Source organism: Streptococcus varani (assembly GCF_001375655.1).
Lineage (GTDB): Bacteria > Bacillota > Bacilli > Lactobacillales > Streptococcaceae > Streptococcus > Streptococcus varani.
In genome coordinates this window covers 137,927-163,301 of the sequence record NZ_CTEN01000001.1, presented here as the reverse complement: position 1 = coordinate 163,301, position 25,375 = coordinate 137,927, and the positions used below count along the sequence as shown (strand labels likewise).

Below are 25,375 nucleotides of genomic sequence, written 5' to 3'. Positions count from 1 at the left end.
GAGATACTAGCACTTATCATGAAATTCATAGAGAAACCTAAGTTTATATTCGGTCTATTGTTGAGCTTTCTGGGAACGGCATTGTCTTTGTTGCTACCGCAGGCAATTGGTCAGTTATTGGATGAGCAGTTTTTAAGAGATTTATTAAATCGTCCTGCTATTTTAGTTGGTTTTGTCAGTCTGTTTCTATCCGCCTATACCTTACAAGCAATATCTACTTACCTAATCGGTTTGTGTGGCAGTGTAACTCTGAATCGACTTCAAAAACATATCTACTCCTCTTTGTTAAGGTCGACGACAAAAGAATTGGACCGTCATCAGGCTGGTGATTTCTCGAGTCGCTTAACGAATGATATGTCCATTGTTATGAATTTTATTACAGCCGTATTACCCAATACTTTGTTAAATGCAATTGTTATTTTAGGGTCCATTTACTTTTTGGTTAGAATTAGTCTGCCGATGACCCTTATTGGCTTACTACTGGTTCCCATATTATTATTTATTATCTTACCGATAAATACAAAATTGGAAGCGTACTATACAGATTATCAAGAGGGACTGGGGGCTGTTTCTAGTCGTATCAGTCATAAATTTAGGAATATTCGACTGATGAAAGCGTTTAATGGTGAAAACTTTGAGGAAAGAGTGATGGGGCGAGCTTTTTCTGAATTAACGAAAAATGTTCAAAAGATTATTGGACTATCCTCTGTTCAGTCTACCTTAATCAATAGTTTCACAATGTTTTTCATTATGCTCTTGTTTTTTATAGCAGGAATGGAGGTTACGAGAGGGTCCATGACCATGAGTACCTTGATGACCTTTATGTTGTACATGGTCCAGCTAATTGAACCTGTGACTTCTTTGTCCGAATCCATGACTGAATGGGCTGAATTAAAGAGTGTTTCCCATCGCCTGACGGAAATACTAGCCTTAGATAAGGAAGAACATCAGTCATCTATAAAAACAGCGAAAGACTATAGCATTACAATGAAAAATGTAAGTTTCGCTTATGATGATACAGAAAAGGTCTTAAACAATGTATCACTGACAGTTAAGTCTGGTCAGCATCTGGCCATTGTTGGTCCCAGCGGAGCAGGAAAAACGACAATCTTTTCTCTTCTCATGAAATTTCATCAGGGCTATCAAGGGCAATTACACATCGGAAACCACTGCTTAAGCAACCTATCGCCGAGTCAAGTTAGAAATCTTATCTCTTACATTCCACAAGATAATACCCTTTTCCAAGGGACTATTAGAGAGAATTTATTCTATGGGAAAAATGAATCCGTGTCTGAAGAGCGATTAGAGGAAGTTCTAAGAGAACTAGATTTGATGCAGGTGATTGAAAATCTAGACAATGGTCTGGATACTGAAATTACAGATAGCGGTACAGGACTATCTGAAGGGCAAAAACAACGTTTTAACATTGCACGAGCCTTGCTGCAAGAACATCCTATTTATTTGATGGACGAAGTGACATCCAGCTTGGATAGTGTGACGGAGAAAGTGATTAGTCAAGCCATCAATAACATAACAACAGGAAAAACAAGATTGACAATCGCTCATAGATTACACACCGTCCAGGCTGCGGATTCTATTTTAGTATTGGATAAAAATGGTCGCATTTCTGCTTGTGGGTCCCATCGTCAACTCATTCAGACCAACGAATTATACCGAGAATTTCTATCTGGTTTACCAAAAGCAGGCTAGACGCTTGTTTTGCTCGAATACTATCCCCAACAGGAGATTTTCTCCTGTTTTTCTGTTACTATAATAAGTGAAGTTTTATAGCTTAAAAAGGAGAAAAAATGACACGTTTTCAAGATGATTTTTATGATGCCGTCAATGGTGAATGGGCCAGTACTGCGGTGATTCCTGATGATAAGCCACGGACGGGTGGTTTTTCGGACTTGGCAGATGAGATTGAGGAGCTCATGTTGGACAAGTCAGATGCTTGGTTGGCGGGGAAAGACCTGCCATCGGATGCTATTTTGGCTAACTTTGTCAAATTCCTCAAGATGACGACCGACTTCGACAAGCGTGAAGCGCTTGGAGTGGAGCCGGTACTGCCTTTGATAAAGGAATTCCAAAACATCTCCTCTTTTGCGGAATTTACCAGCAAAATGGCAGGATACGAGATGGCTGGTAAGCCAAGTGCCCTTCCATTTGGTGTAGCGCCAGATTTCATGAATGCCCAGCTCAATGTTCTCTGGGCGGATGCCCCGGGTATTATTTTGCCAGATACGACTTATTATGCAGATGACAATGAAAAAGGCAAGGAGTTGCTGGCTATCTGGCGGGAATCTAACGAAGCTCTCTTGCCCAAATATGGTTTTTCTGACCAAGAGATCAAGGATCTGCTAGATAAAAAATTGGCATTAGATGGCAAACTGGCTCAGTTTGTTTTATCCCGTGAAGAGGGGGCAAAATATGCCGAACTTTACCACCCTTACAAGTGGGCGGATTTCACTAAACTAGTCCCTGAACTGCCTCTGGATGCTATTTTTACTAGCATTTTAGGTCAGCTTCCGGATATGGTTGTGATTCCAGAGGAGCGTTTTTGGACAGAATTTGCAGCCCAGTATTTCTCAGAAGCAAACTGGGAACTGTTGAAAGCGGATTTGATTTTGTCAGCAGCGAAGGCCTACAATGCCTACTTGACAGACGAAGTTCGTATCCTCTCCGGTGCTTTTGGTCGTGCGCTTTCTGGTACTCCTCAAGCTCAGGACAAGAAAAAAGCAGCCTACTACTTGGCAGAGGGGCCTTACAATCAAGTTTTGGGTCTCTGGTATGCAGGAGAAAAATTCTCGGCAGCAGCCAAGGCAGACGTGGAAGCTAAGGTCAAGGCTATGATTGAGGTCTACAAATCTCGATTGGAATCTGTGGACTGGTTGGCTCCGGAAACCCGTGAAAAAGCCATTGTCAAGCTCAATGTCATCACACCCCACATTGGCTATCCAGAGAAATTGCCAGAAACCTACGAGAAGAAAATCATCGATGAGAACCTTTCTTTGGTCGAAAATGCTCAAAATCTAGCAAAAATCTCCATCGCCTATGCTTGGAGCAAATGGAATCAACCTGTGGATACGACAGAGTGGGGCATGCCGGCTCATATGGTCAACGCCTATTACAGCCCTCAACAGAACAAAATTGTCTTTCCAGCAGCCATTTTACAAGCGCCATTTTATTCCTTAGATCAATCGTCATCAGCCAACTATGGTGGTATCGGCGCGGTCATCGCCCATGAGATTTCCCATGCCTTTGACACCAACGGGGCTTCCTTTGATGAACATGGTAGCCTCAAGAACTGGTGGACGGATGAGGATTTCGCGGCTTTCAAAAAACGAACAGATATGGTGGTGGCCCAGTTTGATGGTCTGGATTCCCATGGTGCCAAGGTCAATGGCCAACTGACGGTTTCTGAAAACGTGGCAGATTTAGGAGGTGTGGCCTGTGCTTTAGAAGCGGCTAAGAAAGAAGCGGACTTCTCGGCGCGTGATTTCTTCATCAACTTTGCCACTATTTGGCGGATGAAGGCGCGTGAGGAATTTATGCAGATGTTGGCAGCGGTCGATGTTCATGCTCCAGGTAAATTACGGACCAATGTCACCCTGACCAACTTCCCAGAATTCCACGAAGAATTTGACATCACAGAAAAAGACCCAATGTGGCGAGCGCCTGAAGATCGCGTTATGATTTGGTAATCACGAAAAGTCTAGAAATTTCTAGGCTTTTTTGATGTTTTCTAATTCGTTCTGTCGTATTCTCGACCAAACTGCTTACTTGAGGTAAAAAAATACCTAGTCCTTGTCTCATCGGACTATAGTCGTTTTTCTTCATGTTGGATTTTGTACACAGCCTCTGTTACACGTTTCAGCTGTTCAAATGTGGCAATCTTCTTTTGGCGATGGATTTCTACTAATTTGTAGAAAGGAGAGGAATCAAGAATGGACAGGAAATTCTGCCTAGCTTACAGGATTATTTGGAGACGAAGGGCTGATTTAATGCCTTTTTTCTTTGTCCTTTTCGTGCTATAATAGTAAACAGATTATAAAGAAGTTTGAGAAAGGAATGGAACTCGGCCTAAAAAGTTCGTGGGAAATAAACAAAAGTAGAATGCTGGCGTCGCAGTCGTCTGGTTTTTCACAGTCTATCAAGTTTGATTGCGAAAATCTTAGTCGTCTCGACGAAGGAGCGTCTAGAGAATCAAAGATGTTGGATTTACTGCTTATTTTTTATGGCCTTGGTATCTTAATTATGACTACATACAATCACAAAGAAGTTGAACCCAAGTGGCAGAAACACTGGGCGGATCATCATACCTTTAAAACGGGTACAGATGCATCAAAACCGAAATTTTACGCTTTGGACATGTTCCCTTATCCATCTGGTGCTGGCTTGCACGTTGGTCACCCAGAAGGGTATACGGCGACCGATATTCTCAGTCGTTACAAGCGGGCCAATGGCTACAATGTCCTCCACCCAATGGGGTGGGATGCTTTTGGTTTGCCAGCGGAGCAGTACGCTATGGATACGGGGAATGACCCAGCGGACTTTACAGCGGAAAATATTGCTACCTTTAAGCGCCAAATCAATGCTCTCGGTTTCTCCTATGACTGGGACCGCGAAATCAATACGACGGATCCGAATTACTACAAGTGGACCCAGTGGATTTTTACTAAGTTGTATGAAAAAGGCTTGGCCTACGAAGCAGAAGTCCCAGTTAACTGGGTAGAAGAGCTAGGAACTGCCATCGCCAATGAGGAAGTGCTGCCGGACGGAACTTCTGAGCGTGGTGGCTATCCTGTAGTCCGCAAACCTATGCGCCAATGGATGCTGAAAATCACTACCTATGCAGAGCGCCTCTTGCAAGATCTGGAAGAGGTGGATTGGCCAGAGTCTATCAAGGACATGCAACGCAACTGGATTGGAAAATCAACCGGTGCCAACGTGACCTTCAAGATTAAGGATACGGACAAAAACTTCACGGTTTTCACCACTCGCCCGGACACCCTTTTCGGTGCAACCTACGCAGTATTAGCTCCTGAGCATGCTCTTGTAGATGCTATCACATCAGCTGACCAAGCGGATGCGGTTGCAGAGTACAAACGCCAAGCCAGTCTTAAATCAGACTTGGCTCGTACCGACTTGGCCAAAGAAAAAACCGGTGTGTGGACTGGTGCATACGCCATCAACCCTGTCAATGGCAAAGAAATGCCGATTTGGATTGCCGACTATGTACTGGCAAGTTATGGAACAGGTGCTATTATGGCTGTTCCTGCCCATGATGAGCGTGACTGGGAATTTGCCAAAGCGTTCAACTTGGAAATCCTTCCCGTTCTGGAAGGTGGAAATGTTGATGAGGCTGCCTATACCGAGGATGGAGCCCACATCAACTCTGATTTCTTAGATGGTTTGGACAAGGCTGACGCGATTGCCAAGATGGTGGCCTGGTTGGAAGAAGAGGGCGTTGGTACTGAAAAGGTAACCTATCGCTTGCGTGACTGGCTCTTCAGTCGCCAACGCTACTGGGGTGAGCCAATCCCGATTATTCACTGGGAAGATGGCACTTCAACGGCTGTTCCAGAAAGTGAATTGCCATTGGTCCTTCCTGTAACTAAGGATATTCGCCCATCAGGAACAGGTGAGTCACCACTAGCCAACTTGACAGACTGGTTAGAAGTCATCCGCGAAGATAGAGTCAAAGGTCGCCGTGAAACCAACACCATGCCACAATGGGCTGGTTCAAGCTGGTACTACCTGCGCTATATTGATCCACACAACACAGAAAAATTGGCAGACGAAGAATTGCTTAAACAATGGTTGCCAGTGGATATCTACGTTGGTGGTGCAGAGCATGCGGTGCTTCACTTGCTCTACGCTCGTTTCTGGCACAAATTCCTCTATGATATCGGTGTTGTGCCAACCAAGGAGCCTTTCCAAAAACTCTTTAACCAAGGCATGATTTTGGGAACCAGCTACCGCGATGGTCGCGGTGCACTTGTGGCAACGGACAAGGTTGAAAAACGTGATGGCTCTTTCTTCCATGTGGAAACTGGCGAGGAATTGGAGCAAGCTCCGGCTAAGATGTCTAAATCCCTCAAGAACGTTGTCAATCCAGATGATGTCATTGTCCAATACGGTGCGGATACTCTTCGTGTCTACGAAATGTTCATGGGGCCACTGGATGCGTCCATCGCCTGGTCTGAAGAAGGTTTGGAAGGTTCGCGCAAGTTCTTGGATCGCGTTTACCGCCTGATTTCAACTAAGGAATTGACTACGGAAAACAAAGGCAACCTAGACAAGGTTTACAATGAAACGGTTAAGGCTGTTTCCGAGCAAATCGAGGGTATGAAGTTTAACACCGCCATTGCCCAACTCATGATTTTTGTAAATAGCGCCAACAAAGAAGACAAACTCTTTGTGGACTATGCCAAAGGCTTTATCCAACTCTTAGCGCCATTTGCACCCCACTTGGGAGAAGAACTCTGGCAAATGGTGACAGGATCAACTGAGTCCATCTCACATGTGGCTTGGCCAACTTGGGATGAAAGCAAGCTGGTCGAAGCGGAGGTCGAAATCGTTGTCCAAATCAAGGGCAAGGTTAAGGCTAAACTCATGGTGCCAAAAGATGCCAGCCGTGAAGAATTGGAAGCTATCGCCATGGCAGATGCCAAAGTCCAAGCAGAAATTGCTGGTAAAGACATTGTCAAAGTGATAGCAGTACCAAATAAACTGGTCAATATTGTAGTGAAGTAAAAAGGTCCGGTGGACCTTTTTAGCCCACGAGCAAGAAATAGGAGACGAGTGGCAAGTGTATTTGCTTATTTCCGACCTGAAAACTTCCCCGGAGCTTTCCAGCGGTACCAAACCAGCTCTCTTCAACAGTGTTATTAGATAAGACTCGCTTATTAGCTCCATTTCCCACCTCCAACAGTCTCTCCTCAGAGTGTTGGAGCCAACTAAATTGGTTAATATTGTGGTTACGTAATCTATAGCAAGGTCTATCCTTGCTTTTTTTCGTCCCTAGGAAGCTATTTGGCAAAAAAATTAAAAATATTTTTTCACTTTTCTTCCTATATATAGTAACTTTTAGTATTCATTTTAGACCTAAATATTTTTGTGAAAACCCTTGCACAAGCTCTGAAATATGATATAATAACTTTAATAAAAAGAGGTATTCGTATGGAAACATTTTTCAATTTTATAATTGGAATCGCTATTGTAGCTGGTCTAGTTTATTTAATTATTGCGATGAGAAAGAAGCTAATCGCTCCGCGTTACCAAGACGCTAAAGGGCGTTCTTCAGTTACTTATTTCATTACATTCAAGGGCGTTGAAATTCCAGACTTGGAACAGGATACAGCTTTCCAAGAACTAGCAACGGTTAAGTATAAAAATGAAGATGGTTATTGTGTAGCATCAGTAGTCAACGATGCCAAGTTGAAAGATTTCCTTAAAACGGCTTACAACTTGAAACCCAACCAATACACTGTCAGTACTCGTCAGTTGGTTTATTAAAAAGAAAATAGAAATTAGGAAGCGTTATGAATGAAATGTTATTTTCAGCAGTGACCTTGTTAATATTTTTGGGAATAGGTTACTACATGTACTACATGAATTTTGTTTTTCCTAAGAAACACGGCGTTCCTTATATCATTCGCTTTGATGAGCTAGAAGTGGCGCCTAATATTAGGGAAAACAACAATTTGAGAGGTAAGATTGTGATTATTAGTCAATCTCCTGATAATATGACTTGGGAGGTCAAGAGTAAAGTAATCAATGACCGTGTGATTAAACAAACGCTGATGAATGATTACAATTTAGCAGATCGGCAAGTTCATATCTCGGGGGAAGCACGTTGGGCATACGAGCAAAATAAGGCTTAAAGAGTTTTTTATCTCTAGCCCAATAAGATATAAAAATGTGAAAAAATTACCCATGACTAGATCTTGACCTTCAAGGATGTGGCGAATATTCCCCACTTCCAGAATGAACCAGATCTTTCCTATTAAGACCATTTTGGAGAATACTGCTATTATCATATCCCCTTTGTATGAAAGTCAAATCCGTGACTACATGGTGCAACATTTTCAAATGGGTCCAGAGAGGATAGCCGTAGCAACATTCTTTAACCCCTTAATTTTTGTATCTTAAGTTGTTGGAAAAGAGGCAGACAGTGCCAAGTATTTTCACTTATCTATTTTTAAGTTTCGTCATCTTTACTCTTGCTTATGGCTCCTTTCTATTCATGAATATCTAGGTCCAAGATTTCCTTAAAAATGACGGTGATAAGAGTTGGCCAATTTTCCGAGGCGGAGATGAGTGGTGTCTTGTTTTCAAACAACCCGAGGACCTTCATCGTTTTTTAAAGGAAACTGAACTCGAGATTCACTACCATAATGGCAAGGATATTGCTTTTGTCCATACTGCGATTGGTGAAAGAGAACTTAAGAAATATTTGTTCTAAAACTTTAATATGGATCCGGGGCGAGAGTTAATATTGCCCCGCATGGAGTACCCAAATCCTAGCTAGATAGCATGAAAAAATAAATAGTAAACAAGTTAAAAAAGGAGGAACGATGGCTCGTTACCGTATTCAATTTGGCAAAGGTGTGGAAGTTCCAGACCCAGTTGCCAATTCAAAATTAGTAGACACACTGACTGTCGAAATGCAACATAAGGATTGGTATTTGGTCAATAGCAAGATTAATGAGGTTGAGCTCCGTAAGCTCATCATAGAAGAGTACAATCTTCCAATGAAAGATGTGGTTGTGGTATCGACCTACCTGTCATTTAGAACTGGATAAAAAGAAAGGAAAAATTATGTCAACATATCGTATTCAATTTGGTAAAGGAGTGGCTGTTCCAGATTTAGCTGCTAGTCCAAAACTAGCAGAAATTCTTACTGTCGAAAAGAAGCAGGAGGACTGGCTTCTTGTTAAAACGAAGCTCAATGACGGTGAGCTCCGTAAGCTCATCACAGAAGAGTACAATCTTCCAATGAAAGATGTAGTCCTTGTCTCAACACATATTGCTTTTGGTGCAGCAGCAATTTTATAAAAGCTATAGAAAAAGAAGGAAAATAATGACTTCATATGTGATTCAATTTCAAAATGGCATGGAGATACCAGACCTGTCTAAAAATCAACGTTTGTTGGAGGTGGCTCGTATCCAGTCCAAACATGACACAGGCTACCTGGTTTCCAGCAAAATCAACGACACTAATTTGCGTCAGTTGATTATGGATGAATATGACTTGACCAAAAAGGATGTACTGATTGGCAATATGCACTTTCAACCATTTTCTTCGCGCTATTAACCCAAAGGCCAGTCTAACTGGTCTTTTTTAGTATCCATGATTTTACAGTATAGGTCCTGAGGATGATTTAGGAAATTTCCTTTGTCTGACTACAAAATTTCCGCAGTGATACGGAAATACTCGCTATTCAAACTGAAAGCGTATCCAGATATAATGAGAATGTAAACTTTTATATTATTTAAAACGGAGGAAAATTTTTATGGTTAAAGCACTTATCGTTTGTGCCGCAGGTATGTCATCTTCACTGATTGCTAAAAAAACGGCTGCACTTTTGAATGAACAAGGTTTCGCGATTGAAATGGATGCAGTCAGTGTCCCTGAAGGGAAAAAGCTAATCCAAGACGCTGTTTATGATCTTTACCTTGTTAGTCCACAAACAAAAATGAACTATAAACAATTGGCAGACGAAGGTGCCAAAGTGGGCAAACCTGTTGTCCAAATTCCACCACAAGCCTACATTCCAATTCCAATGGGAATCGAAAAAATGGCTACCTTGGTCAAAGAAAGCCTCTAGGTCGACTTGACAGTTGGGTAAGAATAGTTTAAATGTTAATATAGTGGTTCTAGGATTAGAATAAGGAGCTCCTATGCTAAATCAAAAAGAAAAGATGATTTTGAACTATTTGTCGCAAGACAGCAGTCTTTACGTGACTAGTAAAGAACTGGCCCAACACCTCTCCTGTACGGATCGGACAGTTCGAACCTATTTAAAAAATCTTAGTCAAGAACTAGAAAAACTTGGTGAGGGATTGGTTATCGAATCCAAACAAGGATTTGGATACCGCCTCTCCATCAAGGATGACAAGCTTTACCAGCAATTTTTATCTGAGCACCATATCCAAAACGGAATGGCTAATGCTGATATCAACGATCGACATCACTTTATCTTGAACAAACTCATGTTTGAGCAAGAGGGTCTCCTTTTTGAAGACCTGATGGATCAGCTTTTTGTCAGTCGGTCAACTCTCTCTTCTGATTTCAAAAAAATTCGCCTCTTGTTGGAAAAATACAAACTGACCATCGAAAGTCGGGCCAACAAGGGTGTTTATGTTTCTGGAAGCGAGCAAGACAAGCGTCATTTCATTATGGATTATTTCTTCAGTGGTCAGTTCATGAAGAACATCCATCAGTATGTTCGCCATGATGTCCTTAAATTGCCCATTAATTTTGAAGAATTGACCATGGTTATCCTAGACGAATCCCGTAGTCAAGATTTGAAATTGTCGGACTTTGTTATTCAAAATCTGGTAGTTCATATCGCTCTAGCTATCAAACGCTTGGAATCAGGTTTTCAAATTTCTGCTATCGATTTGGACCCGTTACGTTACCAAAAAGAAATATTGGTTGCTAAAAATATTTTGAATCGGATTCGCTTAGTGACTCAGATTGACTTTCCAAATAGTGAAGTCAACTATATTGCCCTCCATTTAATCTCAAAAGGGCAAAACAGTGAGCGTAGACAAGAAGCTGAAGTGACCTATCAACTACGACAGGAAATCTTATCTGCCCTTCAACGCTTGGACAAAGAGACCGGTTTTCAGTTTAGCGGCGACTTTACCCTTTCTGAAGGTCTCCTGACTCACCTAGAAGTTTTGTTGGAACGCTTGGAGAATGATGTTCACCTAGATAATCCGCTCTTGGATGAAATCAAGGCCAATTATCAAGAAGCTCTAGCTTTGACAAGAACCATGCTCTCTTACTTGGAAGCTGTTCCCATGGAATTCTTATCTGAGGATGAAATTGCCTACGTCACTCTGCATATCATGGCGGCTCTGGAACGCCACAAGGAAGAGCATAAGCCCAACGCCTTGGTCATTTGTGCTACAGGTTATGGCAGTGCACAGATGTTGAGGCACCGAATTCAGAATGAACTGAGTCAGTATGTTAATGTGGCTGAGATGGTTGGTTACTACGATATCAACGACGAAAAATTAGCAGGTGTTGATTGCATTATTTCGACTATTGATTTGTCTAATCTTGTCTTTGCTATTCCTGTTTATAAGGTCAGTGTTTTTCTCAAGGAAGATGAAGCGGCCTATATCAAGAAAGAATTATCAAAATTAACGGCTAAGAAATCGAATCAGAAGAAGGCAAGTTCCAAAGGGAAAATAAAGGACTACTTTGATGATTATTTCTCAAAAGATTATTTTGCTATTCTAGACGAAAGTGATAAGGACATGGTTCTCCAACATCTGGTATCTCTTTTAGATGATGGAAGGGATGAAGATTACCAAAATCACATGCTAGATTTGATACACCAAAGGTCTAAGATGAGTACAGTGGTATTTGACGAGACAATTGCGGTCCCCCATCCCATTAAAGCTTTGGATAAAAACCACAAGATTGGGGTTGCTATCTTGAAAAATAGTTTGGTTTGGGATGAAAGTTTTAGACAGATCCGCTTGGTCTTTCTAGTCAGCTCCTCTATTTATGGTAATGAGGGTCTGTCAGATATTACCAGAGGTATGGTCAACTTAGTTGATTTGCCACAAATAAAAGAAAAAATGAAGAATTGTCAAGATTTTGAAGAATTTAAAGAAATTTTCCTCAGTCTTGATCAAGATGAACAATAGAAGGGAAGATTATGAACACAGAAGAAGTACAAATGGCCGCCTTTGAGATTATCCTCAATAGCGGTAATGCTCGCTCAACAGTACATGCTGCTTTTGCAGATATGCGTGAGGGCAACTATGAGGCTGCGGCGGAAAAATTGGAAGCTGCCAATGATGAGATTCTTTTGGCTCATCAATCCCAAACTAAACTTTTGCATGAATATGCTAATGGGGTCGAAATCAAAATCGAAATCATTATGGTTCATGCTCAAGACCACTTGATGACCAGTATGACGCTACGTGAAGTGGCCTTGGAAATGCTGGAACTCTACAAAAAGGTAAAATAAAAGCTTAAGAATCTCACAGTATGAGAAAAATGATTGGAGGGTATCTGAATGACAGACCAGGAAAAAGCAAGAATTGAAGAAATAAGAAAAGATAACGCTATTAAGGCTATGTTCTACAATCGTTATCTAGCGATTCGCTATATTAGTGCTGCCTATCTTTTTATTAATCTTTACTGGGCTGCTGTGCTTTATATGACTCAGGATTACCTTGCCATGGTTTTACCGCTTGCCATGATTTCTTTTGCAGGTGTTACCATGTGGGAACAGTTTAAAATGTTCAATCGAAATCAGGAAGAAGCCAAAATTACCAAGCGTTTTTACCAAACGATTATTGTAGTCAATATCTTCTTAGCGCTATTAACTGTAGCAGGACAAACCGGATTCTTATTTCCTTTCCTCTTGCAGAATAGTCAGACAACCATCGTATTGTTATCAGTACAGGCAGTAGGTGTTGTTATTGCACTTTGGATATTGTTAAAACTGAGCCGTATCAACAAAAATGTAGATAAACAGTACATTCGTTTAAAACATTATTTGGCTACCCTTAAATAACTTTGCAAACATTATTAAAAAAATTTTAGGAGGAAAATATATGTTTGAATTTTTAGAGAAGTACCTCATGGGTCCCATGGGTAAGGTTGCGACCTATAGACCAGTTCGGGCTATCGTAGCTGCCGGGATGGCTTCTATCCCATTGACCATCGTGGGTTCTGCTTTCCTTGTTCTAGGTGTCATTCCATTAGCATTTCCTGCATTAGCTGGAATTTGGGCTGGCTCATTTGACAAATTCTCAGCCTTGACTCTCTTGGCTTACAAGTGTTCTATGGGGATTTTGACTCTTTACTTTACATTGGTCATTGGTTATGAATATACCAAGATTTATGCCGAAGAAGAAGGTCTTAATCTTAGTCCTCTTAACGGTGCAATCCTATCAATATTTGCTTTCTTCATGACCATTCCTGAATTGGTTTTTGATAAAGGTGTGATGGGCCTAGTTTCAAGTGCAACAACTATTGGTGGTTGGTCTGTTGGTGGTGATGGTTTATCACGTCTAGGTACTGCTGGTATCTTTACAGGGATTTTGATGTCAGTTTTGGCAGTGCAACTCTACCGCCTCTGTGTGAAACGTAACTGGGTTATCAAGATGCCGGAAGCTGTTCCAGAAGGAGTATCTCGTTCTTTCTCTGCTTTGATTCCTGCTTTCGTCGTAGCAATTACAGTTATCGTTATCAATGGTGCCTTCATCTTTATGGGTACCGATATTTATAGAGTTATCGCTATTCCATTTGCTTTCGTAACAAACATCACTAATTCTCTTCCAGGTATCATCGTTATCTACTTCTTGGTACATGCTCTCTGGATCGTTGGTATACATGGTGCCAACATCGTTATGGCTCTTGTAAATCCAATTCTTTTGGCTAACATGGCAGCTAACGTTGACGGTGCTTCATATGCCTTTGCAGGTGAATTTACCAATGCTTATGTAACAATCGGTGGTTCTGGTGCGACACTCGGTATGACTCTTTTCATCGCTTTCTTTGCTAAATCAGAACAATTAAAGATCCTTGGTAAAGCTTCTATCGGCCCAGCTCTCTTCAACATCAATGAGCCAATTATCTTTCGTTTACCAGTTGTTTATAACCCGATCTTGGCCATTCCATTTATGCTTGCTCCAATCGTGACCGCATCTCTTGCTTTCTTAGTAGTAAACTCAGGTTTAGTTGCTAAAAATATTGCACAAATGCCTTGGCCAAGTCCTGGCGGTATCGGAGCCTTTATTGGATCTGGTGGTGATATCAAAGCCGGTATCCTTGCTATCGTCTGTGTATTGGTAGCCTTTGCAATTTGGTTCCCATTCATCAAAGTTTATGATGCAAAACTTGTTAAAGAAGAACAAGGCGCTGCATAATTTAATGGTTTATCAACACTCTCTTCCTCTTGGATGAGGGTGTTTTTTAGAAAGGTTAATCATGTCAGAACTAGGAATTTCAATTTACCCTTCCAAGTCTTCTTTTGAGGAAATGTCTACTTATATTGATCAAGCTGCCAGCTTGGGTTATACTCGGATCTTTACTTCCATGTTAGAAGTAGCAGATAATCCAGATGAAACTGTTCAAACTTTTAAGGAAATTATTGCTTATGGAAATCAAAAAGGACTCAAAACATCCATTGATGTCAATCCAAAGCTTTTTACTGCCTTAGACTTGTCTTATGATGATATGGCTTTCTTTGCAGACATGGGTGTTTGGTCTGTTCGTTTGGATGAAGGTTTCCGTGGCTATGAGGAAGCACAGATGACTCACAACCCACATGGTATTATTATTGAAACTAATATTTCTAGAGGTCAGCACTATCTGGACCTCATCATGGACTTTGGTGCCAATAAGAATTGTTTAATTGGTTCTCATAACTTTTATCCTCAAGCTTATACTGCTTTGGATTTTGATTATTTTATGGAGACGGCTCAACAGTACAAGGATTATAATCTTCTGACTGCGGCCTTTGTTGATACAAAGTCTGGTAAATTTGGTCCTTGGCCTTTAACAGACCTCATGGTTTCTAGCGAACTTCAAAGGGATTTACCCATTACTACGCAAATCCAAGTCCTCAAAGCAACAGGTTTGATTGATGATATTTTTATCAGTTCTTCTCTTGTTTCTCAAGAAGATTTGACTGCTGCAGCGAAGGTTTTCTTTGCAACCATACCAGAGCTTGAGGTGGAATTCGAAGCGGGAGTCAGTGAGCTTGAAAAAACCATCTGTTTGGATGAAGTCCAGCTCTATCGGGGGGACTATTCAGGTTATATGATTCGATCAAGTCAGACTCGGGTCAAATATGGAAAAAAATCTATTCCAGTTTTTAATGCGGTTGATATCAAGCGAGGAGATGTTACTATCGGTAATGATGAGGCTGGCCAGTATCGTGGCGAGTTGCAACTTGCATTACAAGATCATCCTAATCTGGGAAGTCGCCAGAATGTTATTGGACATGTTCGTAAAGCGGATCTCATTCTCCTGGATTTGATTCAACCATGGCAGTCCTTTAAATTTCTAGAAACTAAATAAGAAGTGAGGAAACCAGCGTTGTAAGAGGCTGGTTTTTTGAGTGATAAATTCTCATTTTAGCTGGCTTGTGCTATAATTTAATCAGATAGAAGGGGAGCAAATGCATGAATTTACGAGAATTATTTCCAGAAGCCGTCATCAATGATCAGGCGAGTATGGGGCCAGGTTGGCTTACTATTGCAGTAGAGCATCAATTTTTTCATTTCTCACCAGACCATTTAAGTCCACGTGAACTAGCCTTACTTGAGCTAGGTCAGCCTATATCAGAAAGGATGCAAGATGCTGAAGATTCTTGGTATCAGTATTTGCTTCAGAAAAAAGGGCAAGTACCGCTTAAAATGGAAACCGTGCAGTTGATTTATGTGGAACATGCCCATCGTCTGTCTTCTGACTTGTTGGAACTTTTCCATGAGCTCTTGCCTAATTTGGTTAAAGTGCTGCAAGTTAGCTCGACCCGTACAGTTTTGGTTTTAAATCAGGAGCAGGGATTGGAAACTGTGGAACTGCTACAGGATCTTCTACCAACGGTGGAGAGTGACTTTGGACTCAAGTTGACCATCTTTTTTGGCAATGTTTGGGCCAAGTTGCAAAATGATGATTTACGCCAGATTTTTGACAGTGAAAACCAAGTCTTTTCTGACTTTGTTCGTTACAAGGGGGATGAACAGATTATTTCCTTTGCTCAAATGATTCTTTGGGCCTTCTCACGAAATCTAGATATGGGAGTTATTCCTCTTAGAATTCAGCAATTGATGGACGATACCAAGGATATAACCGATATTATTGGCACCATGTGGCAATCACAGGGGAATCTGGTGCAAACTGCCCAGAAACTTTTTATGCACCGAAATTCTCTTCAATATAAACTGGATAAATTCCAAAGTTTATCAGGCCTGAACTTAAAAAATCTAGACGACTTAGCTTTCTGTCATTTATTGACGCTAAATAGTTAAATTTGGGATTATTAATCTAACTTACTTTTAATTTTTCAAGCTCGTGAAAAACGGTCATAAGAAAAGTAGCTGAAATAGTTTCTCAAAGAGATTTCACTTTTGGATTTTCACGCTCATGGAAAACGGACTGTCAGACCTGACTCGCTTCTTTGGTTTTTAAGCTCGTGAAAAAAGGGTCTCCCAGACCGTTTTTTTAGTCAATATGCCCACAAATTCTGTTTATCTTGTCCATATTATGAAATCGCTTTCTCTGTTATACTAGAAATATAAAAACGAAAAGGGAGAACATCAATGGTTGAATTGAACTTAAGCCACATTTTTAAAAAATATCCAAATGCAACTCACTACGCAGTAGAGGATTTTGATTTGGATATCAAGGACAAGGAATTTATCGTATTCGTAGGTCCTTCAGGATGTGGTAAATCAACAACTCTTCGTATGGTTTCTGGTTTGGAAGATATCACTGAAGGTGAATTGAAGATTGACGGTGAAGTGGTGAATGACAAGGCACCAAAAGATCGTGATATCGCTATGGTTTTCCAAAACTATGCCCTCTATCCACATATGACTGTGTATGACAATATGGCTTTTGGTCTGAAATTACGTAAGTATGCCAAGGCTGATATTGACCAACGCGTGAAAGAAGCAGCTGAAATTCTTGGTTTGACTGAATTTTTACAGCGGAAACCAGCTGACCTTTCTGGTGGACAACGCCAACGTGTTGCCATGGGACGTGCTATTGTCCGTGATGCGAAAGTATTCTTGATGGATGAACCTTTGTCAAACTTGGATGCTAAATTGCGTGTATCCATGCGTACAGAGATTGCCAAAATTCACCGTCGTATCGGTTCAACTACTATCTATGTAACCCATGACCAAACAGAAGCCATGACCCTTGCAGACCGCATCGTCATCATGTCTTCTACTAAGAATCCAGATGGTTCAGGGACAATTGGGCGTATCGAACAAATTGGTACACCGCAAGAGCTCTACAATACACCAGCTAACAAATTCGTTGCCGGCTTTATCGGAAGCCCAGCTATGAACTTCTTCAATGTAAAAGTTGAAAAAGACTGCCTAGTTAGCACAGATGGCTTTGTCATTGCTTTGCCAGAGGGTCAAGCAAAGATGTTGGAAGCAAAAGGTTATATCGGAAAAGAAGTAACTTTCGGTATCCGACCAGAAGATATCTCTAGCAACCAAATTGTTCACGACACCTATCCAAATGCGACCATCCAAGCAGAAGTTTTGGTAGCTGAGTTACTCGGCTCTGAAACCATGCTCTACGTGAAGACAGGCCAGACGGAATTTGTTTCTCGTGTAGACGCACGTGACTTCCACCATCCAGGTGAAGAAGTAACCTTGACGTTCAATGTCGGGAAAGGACATTTCTTTGACAAAGAGTCTAAACAAGCGATTCGATAATCCTTTTCGACCACTAGGGAAACCAAGTGGTCGTTTTCTTTTTCAAAACAGCTTGGTCTGTGGAGGGATCTCCTTTCTTTTATGCTATAATGTTTTTATGGAATTTACAGTTGAAGAAAAAGACTATTTTATGAGAGAAGCGATCAAGGAGGCGGAGAAATCCTTGGCTAAGGAAGAGATTCCGATTGGTTGTGTCATCGTAAAAGATGGCCAAATCATCGGACGAGGGCACAACGCTCGTGAAGAGCTCAATCAAGCCATCATGCACGCTGAAATCATGGCTATCAATGAAGCCAACGCTCATGAAGGGAACTGGCGCCTCCTCGATGCTACACTTTTTGTGACTATCGAACCCTGCGTCATGTGTAGTGGTGCCATCGGCTTGGCCCGTATTCCTAGGATCATCTACGGAGCAGCCAACCAAAAATTTGGCGGGGCGGGTAGCCTATACGATATCCTGACAGACGAGCGCCTCAATCATCGGGTAGAAGTTGAAAAGGGTCTTTTGCAAGAGGAATGTGCGGCCATTATGCAAGACTTTTTTAAGCAAGGTCGAGAGCGTAAAAAAGAGGCAAAACGCCTAGCAAAAGCCACATAAGAAGGAGCGATGAGACCAATTTTTTGAAAAAGTAGATTTAGAACTTTCCAGCGTCATAAATTTATGGTATAATAATCTTCGGAGCAACATTCATGCGTGAAGCGGGTCAGAGGAGGAATCCAGCAGCCCTAAGCGAAGTTGAGTGTGTGCTCTTTTTCTATACCAGTAAAAGTGATTCTAGAAATGCATATTGTGTTAGGGATTTTGATCTAGTTCTAGCTGAAAAGAAGAATTTAACTTATTGTGAAAAAACGTGAAAACTATGAAAAATTTTTGAAAATGTGCAATGGGTAACAAAGTACTTGAAAAAAATGGACTAAAGCGTTATCATAGGATGTATACTGAAAAACGGAGGCTTAGAATGGCACATATTAAATTTGATTATTCAAAACTATTAGGACAATACGTACAAGAACATGAATTGGAGTACATGCAAAGCCAAATCACAGCAGTGGATGCGGACTTGCGCAATAGAACTGGAGCTGGAGCAGAAATGCTAGGCTGGCTTGACCTTCCACAAGATTATGATAAAGAAGAATTTGCTCGTATCAAAGAAGCTGCGGAAAAAATTAAATCTGACAGCGATGTTTTGGTGGTTATCGGTATCGGAGGTTCCTACCTTGGTGCCAAAGCAGCCATCGATTTCTTGAACTCTTCATTTGTCAACTTGGAGAGCAAGGACAAGCGTAAAGCACCACAAATCCTCTATGCGGGAAATTCCATTTCTTCAACCTACTTAGCCGATCTTTTGGAATACGTTTCTGACAAAGATTTCTCTGTCAATGTTATCTCTAAGTCAGGTACAACCACTGAACCAGCGATTGCTTTCCGCGTCTTCAAGGAAGCTTTGATTAAAAAATATGGTGTCGAAGAAGCTAACAACCGCATCTACGCGACAACGGATAAAGTTCGCGGTGCTGTGAAAGTGGAAGCTGATGCAAATGGCTGGGAAACCTTTGTTGTTCCAGATAGCGTTGGTGGACGTTTTACTGTTTTGACAGCCGTAGGTCTTTTGCCAATCGCAGCTTCAGGTGCAGACATCGACCAACTCATGGCCGGTGCTGCAGCAGCTCACGAAGCTTACTCATCAAACAAAATTTCTGAAAATGAATCTTACCAATACGCAGTCATCCGTAATATCCTTTACAGAAAAGGCTATATGACGGAAATCTTGGCCAACTATGAGCCATCTCTTCAATACTTCTCAGAGTGGTGGAAACAATTGGCTGGTGAGTCAGAAGGAAAAGACAACAAGGGAATCTACCCAACATCTGCAAACTTCTCAACTGACTTGCACTCTATCGGACAAATCATCCAAGAAGGTCGTCGTGATCTCTTTGAAACGGTTGTTCGTGTAGACAAACCAAGAAAAAATGTTCTGATTCCTGAAATGGCTGAAGATCTAGACGGTCTTGGCTACTTGGAAGGTAAAGATGTTGATTTCGTGAACAAGAAAGCCACTGATGGTGTACTCTTGGCCCACACTGATGGTGGCGTACCAAACATGTTTGTGACGCTTCCTGCACAAGATGAGTTTACACTTGGTAACGTGATCTACTTCTTCGAGTTGGCCATCGCTGCATCAGGTTACCTCAATGGCGTTAACCCATTTGACCAACCAGGTGTTGAAGCCTACAAGAAAAACATGTTTGCCCTCCTCGGCAAACCAGGCTTTGAAGACTTGGCAGCTGAGTTGAACGCACGTTTGTAAAATAAAGATAAAAAAACTCCCTAAAGGGATCAAGATTGAAGAAAAAGTCCAAGAGGACAGGTTCTTCAATCTTTTTTTTGTAATAGAGAAATAGAGAACAGTTTTATCCATTTCGAGTGCCTTCGTCCGTCTTCTGATGGAGTGGGCCAGAACACGACAATTGCAAAAATAGTCCCCCTCACGTCCCAATTTCTAGGCTCGGGCTGAAGAGCTTCTCCCCAGGCTCTTTCACTCCCACCCCCGCAAGGCCTAGTAGGATAGTTCAAGCTTTAAAAAAGCGAGTGAATCTCCATTATACTACTGCGTCTTGATCATATGCCAAACATTATTAAAGAGGTCTGGACTTTTTGCCCAGCCTATTTTTATGTATCCAATTATAATGTAAAAATTTAAAAGTTCTAAGCTGATTTCATTTGTGAAACTTATCAGAAGTTTTGTGTCAAAATCTATGAAACAAGGCTTTTTTGTCAAAATATTGTGAAAAAAATAATTTAAAAAACATTTGATATTTCTATTGACAAATGACAAGAAAGGGTTTACAATTCAGATATAAACAAACGACAATTCAATTATCAAATGACACAAGGAGGCCGTTTATGACTTTATACGGAAAATTGTTGGAACGTCAGTCTGCAGATAACCCAATTAAAGTGGGGGTTATTGGAGCTGGACAAATGGGAACGGGCATGATTGCCCAAATCTCTACTATTCCAGGTATGGAAGTTCGAGCGATTAGCGATATCAATATGGTGAATGCTAAGCGAGCTGCGGAAGCCTATAATGCTTCCGCTGAAAAGAAACTAGACATTCAAGTGACAACTGATTTCAAGGAGGTCATTCACTCAGATGATGTGGAAATCATCGTTGATGCGACAGGTGTTCCAGAAGTTGGGGCAAAAATCTCCTTAGAAACATTAATCGCTAAAAAACATTTGGTTCTACTCAATGTTGAAGTGGATATTACCATAGGCCCTTTGATGAAGAAAATGTATGATGCTGCTGGATTGGTTTACACGGGATCAGATGGAGATGAACCTGCTGTTACAACCCAACTCTTCGAATTTGCTAAATCTATGGGTATGGAAGTACTAGTGGCTGGTAAAGGTAAAAACAACAAACTCAAAATCGAAGCTAATCCAGATACCTGTGCGGAAGAAGCAGCTACTAAAAAGATGTCAGCTCATATGTTAGCCGCCTTCCAAGACGGGACAAAGACCATGGCAGAGATGAACCTGCTTTCTAATGCTATTGGGTTTATTCCAGACCTTGCAGGTATGCATGGTATTGCTGGAGACCTTGATTCAACTGTTGAAGACTTACGTTTAACATCAGAAGGTGGTGTCCTTAATCAATACGGTGTTGTGGAGTATGTTGACGGTCTGGCTCCTGGTGTCTTTGTTATCGTTAAAGGACAAAACGAAGGAGTTACCCATGAGTTGAATTACTTGATGAAAAAAGGAGATAAGGATCATCACCTTCTTTTTAGACCATTCCATCTAGCTAGCTTGGAGACACCTCTAACCATCGCTCGTGCGGTTTTAGAACATGATCATGCCATCGTTCCACTTGGAGCACCAGTCTCCGAAACTGTTGCAGTTGCCAAACGTGATATCAAGGCTGGAGAACCTATTGACGGAATTGGCGGTTACTGTGTTCGTGGTGTGATTGAAACCCATGCAGATATGCGAAAGAATAATAATGTACCAATCGGATTGGTGGGTGGTAACTCTTTTGCCAAACGTGATATTGCTAACGGAAGTTTCCTAACCTTAGATGATATCCAGCTAGATGAAACAACTACCGTCTACAAACTTCGGAAACTTCAGGATGAAACATTTGGTTAAGGTCTTTTTATCTTAATAGGAATAAATGGAAGATAGGTAAATCCCGTTTTACAGGGAGGATTAAGAATGGCAAATTTAGCAATTGTTTTAACTGTAGTCATCTTGTTCCAGCTAGTCTTGACTATTTATCAGATACAGCATTATCAAAAATTTATGGCTAGCTTGGTCAGAAAATACCAAAATACTAACGACTATCAGTTGGTATCAGAAGTTGTTAAGTCAAGATTTTTTTCAAGTATAGTAGCCCTTATCTATGACAAAGATAAAGTCATTGTAGAGGCTTACTATCTCAATGGAATGACAATTTTTTCAAAATTTAAACCTTACAGCCAGTTGGTTGGACAAGTTTTAGATAAGGGGTTATCATCCAATATGGACGATAGTAAGGCTGGTGCAAGAAGAAAAGCAGTTGAAATTCTGGTAGAAAAATACGCATGAATGGAGGAATGAATGAAGGAATTTACAGTTGTCGAAATGTAGGATAGTAAAATTCTTTATATCTTCCACTTGATGGCAATGTCCTCAGCCGTGACCTGTACCTTGTTGATTAAGGCTCTGACTATCGTCTTTTGCTGTTCGTAGTCCAGTCCTATAATGTCATCAGTGGCTAGTGTTTGCCTCATGTTTTCTTTTTGCTTATCTACTTTTAGCGTTGGGTCGTTTTCTAGTTCAGCCTCAAGAAAGGCTCTGATTGTAGTGAACTCAGCAGACTTCTTTTGTAGCTCCTCAAGCGTGATACGGTCATCTATATATAGGTCATTTAATCTACTAAGTTTCTTAGTCAATTCATCTATCTGTTTTTGATAGCTGTCACGGTCAATGCTTTCTGTCTCAGGGTTGGAAAACAGTTCATCTAGGTAGTTAGTATCATTCTGTAATTTACTGATTTCATTCAGTACATATTCCTCTACCTCATCTTTTTCATAGGCTCCTGAGTGGCATTTTTCGTTGTTATTATATACCGTAACCCCTTTAGTCTTTCTTGGGTGTCTCTGGTAACATTCATATCGGATATATCTAGTGCCGTCTTTTCTGACCATGCCCATTATTATTTTTAGAGGAGCGTAGCAGTAACCACATTGGGCAATGCCTGATAACATGTATTTGGCTTGAAAAGGTCTAGGGTTGGAGTATTCAGCCGCTAATTGTTGTCTTATTTTGAGTTCTTCTTGAGTTTTATTAAAAACTTCCTCAGAGATAATAGGCTCATGATTGCCTTTGTAAATTTCTCCTTTGTATTGATTATAGCCACAATATACAGGGTTAGCTAAAATCATTCTGACAGCTCTGTAATTCCACACTTTACCTCCATTGTCCTCACCGTACATATCATTCAGAGCGTCTCTAATTTTGGTGATAGATTTTCCTGATAGATACCAATCAAAAATATCTGCTATAATAATTGATTGCCAAGGATTGACAGTCACTGTACCTGTTTCCTTGTGGTAGTCATAACCGTATGATGTTTTTGCCCACATCATAGATTTTCCTGACTTGGCACGGCCTAGCTTACCTAGTTGCATACGTTCCTTAATTTGTTCACGCTCCAACTGAGCGAATACGGATAAAATACCCACCATAGCCTTGCCAAAGGGCGTAGAGGTGTCAAAATTCTCAAGTAGGCTGACAAAGTCTATTTTGTTTTCTAAAAAAATATCCTCAATTAAGTAGAGCGTGTCTTTTTGGCTACGGCTCAGGCGGTCTAGCTTATAGACTAGTACGGTATCAAATTTCTTCTTTTTAGCGTCTTTGATGAGTTTTTCCAAAGCGGGGCGCTCAGTATTTGACCCCGAAAAGCCACCGTCTGTATAGATGTTGTAAATGCTCCAGTCTTTGATGTGGCAGTAGCTAGTCAACTTATCTTTCTGTTCCTCAATGGAGTAGCCCTCCTCAGCTTGGTTTGTGGTCGATACACGGACATAAATGGCTACCTTATTTGTTGTAATCATAGTAGTACCTCTTTCAAATTTTATAAAAAAATGATAAAATGGGTACAAGAAAAGCATTCAAATTCAGCAGATTTTGAATGTAGTTCTTGCAGCTTGCCTCATGCTCTCGGTCGCCAAACTTCTGAGCATGGGGCTTTTTTTGTTTTATTTTACTTTGACTTCCATGTCACCGTTCATCTTTTGAGAAACAAGGGAGTCACCGTCATCTGTTTTGATGTGTAGCATAGGGTAGGAATTAAAGTCTACACCGTTAATTGCAGCCCAAACGTTAAAGGCCTCATGTTCTTTTTCTTTCAAGCCATCAGCAAAGGCTTGTAGGTCAGTTTTATCATAGTACTTATACTCATTTGGTACGGTCACATAAAGGATAGTGTCCTTATTGTAAAAAGTGTAGGTAGCAATGTCTACGCCTTTATCAGTTAGGTCTTGCTTTAGGTAATCAATAAAGCTAGTCATTTGGTCAGCTGTAACCCTTGGCAATTCATCATCAGCTTTAGAACTAGCCTCAGTGGTTTCTGAGGTTTCTTTCTTTGCCTCAGTTGTCGAACTCTGAACGGCCACCTTAGGTGTCTCAGGCGTTTCTGTCTTAGGTGCTAGGCCTAGAGCCTGCAAGACAAAGCCAAGGGCAGCAAGGGCTAAAAAGCCCACTAGAAACAATTTCAATTTTTTCATGATGTCCTCCTTATTTTTAGACCTTATAAATTTCTACAACCTCACCAATAGTACGAATTTCATCATCTTCTGTGAGATAAATTTCTTCATAGCTGTTGTTGAGACTCTGCAAGTACCAAGCACCATTATAGTCTCGTTTGAGCTTTTTAACAAAGTTCTTGCCGTTCACTTGAAAAATTCCAATATCGTTGATGTCAACCTGACTAGTCACCTTGATAAAGAGTAGGTCATTGTCCTCTATGAGTGGTTCCATTGAGTCACCTGCCACTTTTGCAATGGTGTCATACTTCTCAGGTACATCATCAGCACGGAGTTTAACCTCCATGTGCAAGTTATCCTCTTGGAAAATACCATGACCAGCAGCCACTAAGCCCTCAACATAATCAGTGATGTAGTTATCAACATCTTTGAATTTATCAAAGATAGATGTAATCTTATTGCTCTCTTGTTCCTCAAGTTGTTCCTTGGCAAAATCAAGCACTGTCAATCGCCTATCTTGTTCAAGTTTTTCGTAAATTGAGACTATATCATCAGTAGTATCAAACCCACGCTTGTTATCAGGAACACGGTTTATATCTACATCATACCCCATAAGCCAGGGTTCACTAACCTCAAGTGTTTTTGAAAGTAAGTAAATTCTGTGCTGGTCTGGGGATTGCACACCGTTGACATATTGTGAAAGAGTGCTTTTCCCCATTTTTATCCCTAATTCTTTTTGATAGGGTAAAGACTTTTCAAGTATCTCAACTTGTTTTAGGTTCCTCTCGGACATGAGTTGTTTTAACCGTTCAGATGGGTTGCTAGTCCTCATGTAACCTCCTCCTTTAGTTGTTTTCTAAGGCTATTATAAACCATCTTGAACAAAAGTTCAAGAGAAAGTTCATAAAAAATGAATTTTTCTATTGACGAGGTTCATGCAACGTGATAGAATGTGTTT

24 protein-coding genes and 1 other RNA gene are annotated in these 25,375 nt (G+C 40.9%); 22 read left to right on the top strand and 3 right to left on the bottom strand.

Annotation, left to right across the window (positions count from 1 at the left end):
* Nucleotides 1-18 precede the first annotated feature (18 nt).
* The 22 genes from BN1356_RS00935 to BN1356_RS00835 all read left to right on the top strand — a co-directional run bounded on the left by BN1356_RS00935 (nt 19) and on the right by BN1356_RS00835 (nt 22,255).
* A complete protein-coding gene (locus BN1356_RS00935; RefSeq protein WP_245620271.1) occupies nt 19-1,710 on the top strand; it encodes an ABC transporter ATP-binding protein in 1,692 nt (563 codons plus the stop codon).
* Nucleotides 1,711-1,808: 98 nt separating this feature from the next.
* Entirely contained in the window at nt 1,809-3,704 is a 1,896-nt protein-coding gene (locus BN1356_RS00930) for a M13 family metallopeptidase (protein ID WP_093649571.1), read from the top strand.
* Nucleotides 3,705-4,257: 553 nt separating this feature from the next.
* Nucleotides 4,258-6,759 (top strand): leucine--tRNA ligase, encoded by a 2,502-nt coding sequence (gene leuS / locus BN1356_RS00925; protein ID WP_093650028.1) that lies wholly within the window; start codon nt 4,258-4,260, stop codon nt 6,757-6,759.
* Nucleotides 6,760-7,185: 426 nt separating this feature from the next.
* On the top strand, nt 7,186-7,521 hold the full coding sequence (locus BN1356_RS00920; RefSeq protein WP_093649570.1) for a hypothetical protein: 336 nt from the start codon (nt 7,186-7,188) through the stop codon (nt 7,519-7,521).
* Between the two features lie 26 nt (nt 7,522-7,547).
* Nucleotides 7,548-7,889 carry a hypothetical protein gene (locus BN1356_RS00915; protein WP_093649569.1) on the top strand — a complete coding sequence of 114 codons (342 nt, stop codon included), beginning with the start codon at nt 7,548-7,550 and terminating at the stop codon, nt 7,887-7,889.
* Between the two features lie 103 nt (nt 7,890-7,992).
* Nucleotides 7,993-8,157, top strand: a complete 165-nt coding sequence (locus tag BN1356_RS12550) for a hypothetical protein (RefSeq protein ID WP_176694195.1) — start codon at nt 7,993-7,995, stop codon at nt 8,155-8,157.
* 425 nt (nt 8,158-8,582) lie between these two features.
* Complete coding sequence (locus tag BN1356_RS00910) at nt 8,583-8,810, top strand: hypothetical protein (RefSeq protein WP_093649568.1); 228 nt, start codon at nt 8,583-8,585, stop codon at nt 8,808-8,810.
* 16 nt (nt 8,811-8,826) lie between these two features.
* On the top strand, nt 8,827-9,063 hold the full coding sequence (locus BN1356_RS00905; RefSeq protein WP_093649567.1) for a hypothetical protein: 237 nt from the start codon (nt 8,827-8,829) through the stop codon (nt 9,061-9,063).
* Between the two features lie 25 nt (nt 9,064-9,088).
* Entirely contained in the window at nt 9,089-9,322 is a 234-nt protein-coding gene (locus tag BN1356_RS00900) for a hypothetical protein (RefSeq protein WP_093649566.1), read from the top strand.
* A 199-nt stretch (nt 9,323-9,521) separates the two neighbouring features.
* Nucleotides 9,522-9,836 carry a PTS cellobiose transporter subunit IIB gene (locus tag BN1356_RS00895; RefSeq protein ID WP_093649565.1) on the top strand — a complete coding sequence of 105 codons (315 nt, stop codon included), beginning with the start codon at nt 9,522-9,524 and terminating at the stop codon, nt 9,834-9,836.
* Between the two features lie 73 nt (nt 9,837-9,909).
* Nucleotides 9,910-11,895 (top strand): BglG family transcription antiterminator, encoded by a 1,986-nt coding sequence (locus BN1356_RS00890; protein ID WP_093649564.1) that lies wholly within the window; start codon nt 9,910-9,912, stop codon nt 11,893-11,895.
* 11 nt (nt 11,896-11,906) lie between these two features.
* A complete protein-coding gene (locus tag BN1356_RS00885; RefSeq protein ID WP_093649563.1) occupies nt 11,907-12,221 on the top strand; it encodes a PTS cellobiose transporter subunit IIA in 315 nt (104 codons plus the stop codon).
* Between the two features lie 48 nt (nt 12,222-12,269).
* Nucleotides 12,270-12,773, top strand: coding sequence for a hypothetical protein (locus BN1356_RS00880; protein WP_093649562.1), 504 nt, complete (start codon nt 12,270-12,272; stop codon nt 12,771-12,773).
* Nucleotides 12,774-12,813: 40 nt separating this feature from the next.
* Nucleotides 12,814-14,130: a PTS cellobiose transporter subunit IIC gene (celB, locus tag BN1356_RS00875; RefSeq protein ID WP_093649561.1), complete on the top strand. Its 1,317-nt coding sequence runs from the start codon at nt 12,814-12,816 to the stop codon at nt 14,128-14,130.
* Between the two features lie 61 nt (nt 14,131-14,191).
* Complete coding sequence (locus BN1356_RS00870; protein ID WP_093649560.1) at nt 14,192-15,286, top strand: DUF871 domain-containing protein; 1,095 nt, start codon at nt 14,192-14,194, stop codon at nt 15,284-15,286.
* 104 nt (nt 15,287-15,390) lie between these two features.
* Nucleotides 15,391-16,239: a helix-turn-helix domain-containing protein gene (locus BN1356_RS00865; RefSeq protein ID WP_093649559.1), complete on the top strand. Its 849-nt coding sequence runs from the start codon at nt 15,391-15,393 to the stop codon at nt 16,237-16,239.
* Between the two features lie 291 nt (nt 16,240-16,530).
* Nucleotides 16,531-17,664, top strand: coding sequence for an ABC transporter ATP-binding protein (locus tag BN1356_RS00860; RefSeq protein ID WP_093649558.1), 1,134 nt, complete (start codon nt 16,531-16,533; stop codon nt 17,662-17,664).
* A gap of 97 nt (nt 17,665-17,761) precedes the next feature.
* Nucleotides 17,762-18,262, top strand: a complete 501-nt coding sequence (gene tadA, locus BN1356_RS00855) for a tRNA adenosine(34) deaminase TadA (protein ID WP_093649557.1) — start codon at nt 17,762-17,764, stop codon at nt 18,260-18,262.
* A 75-nt stretch (nt 18,263-18,337) separates the two neighbouring features.
* Nucleotides 18,338-18,423, top strand: an RNA gene (gene ffs, locus BN1356_RS00850) — signal recognition particle sRNA small type.
* A 200-nt stretch (nt 18,424-18,623) separates the two neighbouring features.
* The gene (locus BN1356_RS00845) at nt 18,624-19,973 is read left to right on the top strand and encodes a glucose-6-phosphate isomerase (RefSeq protein WP_093649556.1); all 1,350 of its coding nucleotides are present in this window, start codon (nt 18,624-18,626) and stop codon (nt 19,971-19,973) included.
* A 596-nt stretch (nt 19,974-20,569) separates the two neighbouring features.
* Complete coding sequence (locus BN1356_RS00840) at nt 20,570-21,817, top strand: NAD(P)H-dependent oxidoreductase (RefSeq protein WP_093649555.1); 1,248 nt, start codon at nt 20,570-20,572, stop codon at nt 21,815-21,817.
* 66 nt (nt 21,818-21,883) lie between these two features.
* The gene (locus BN1356_RS00835; RefSeq protein ID WP_093649554.1) at nt 21,884-22,255 is read left to right on the top strand and encodes a transcriptional regulator GutM; all 372 of its coding nucleotides are present in this window, start codon (nt 21,884-21,886) and stop codon (nt 22,253-22,255) included.
* A gap of 56 nt (nt 22,256-22,311) precedes the next feature.
* On the opposite strand, the gene BN1356_RS00830 is transcribed toward BN1356_RS00835, so the two are convergent.
* From BN1356_RS00830 to BN1356_RS00820, 3 genes are all read right to left on the bottom strand, one after another.
* Nucleotides 22,312-23,766 (bottom strand): recombinase family protein, encoded by a 1,455-nt coding sequence (locus tag BN1356_RS00830; protein ID WP_093649553.1) that lies wholly within the window; start codon nt 23,764-23,766, stop codon nt 22,312-22,314.
* A 144-nt stretch (nt 23,767-23,910) separates the two neighbouring features.
* Nucleotides 23,911-24,438, bottom strand: a complete 528-nt coding sequence (locus tag BN1356_RS00825) for a hypothetical protein (RefSeq protein WP_093649552.1) — start codon at nt 24,436-24,438, stop codon at nt 23,911-23,913.
* A gap of 16 nt (nt 24,439-24,454) precedes the next feature.
* A complete protein-coding gene (locus BN1356_RS00820; RefSeq protein WP_093649551.1) occupies nt 24,455-25,249 on the bottom strand; it encodes a S24 family peptidase in 795 nt (264 codons plus the stop codon).
* Nucleotides 25,250-25,375: the final 126 nt, after the last annotated feature.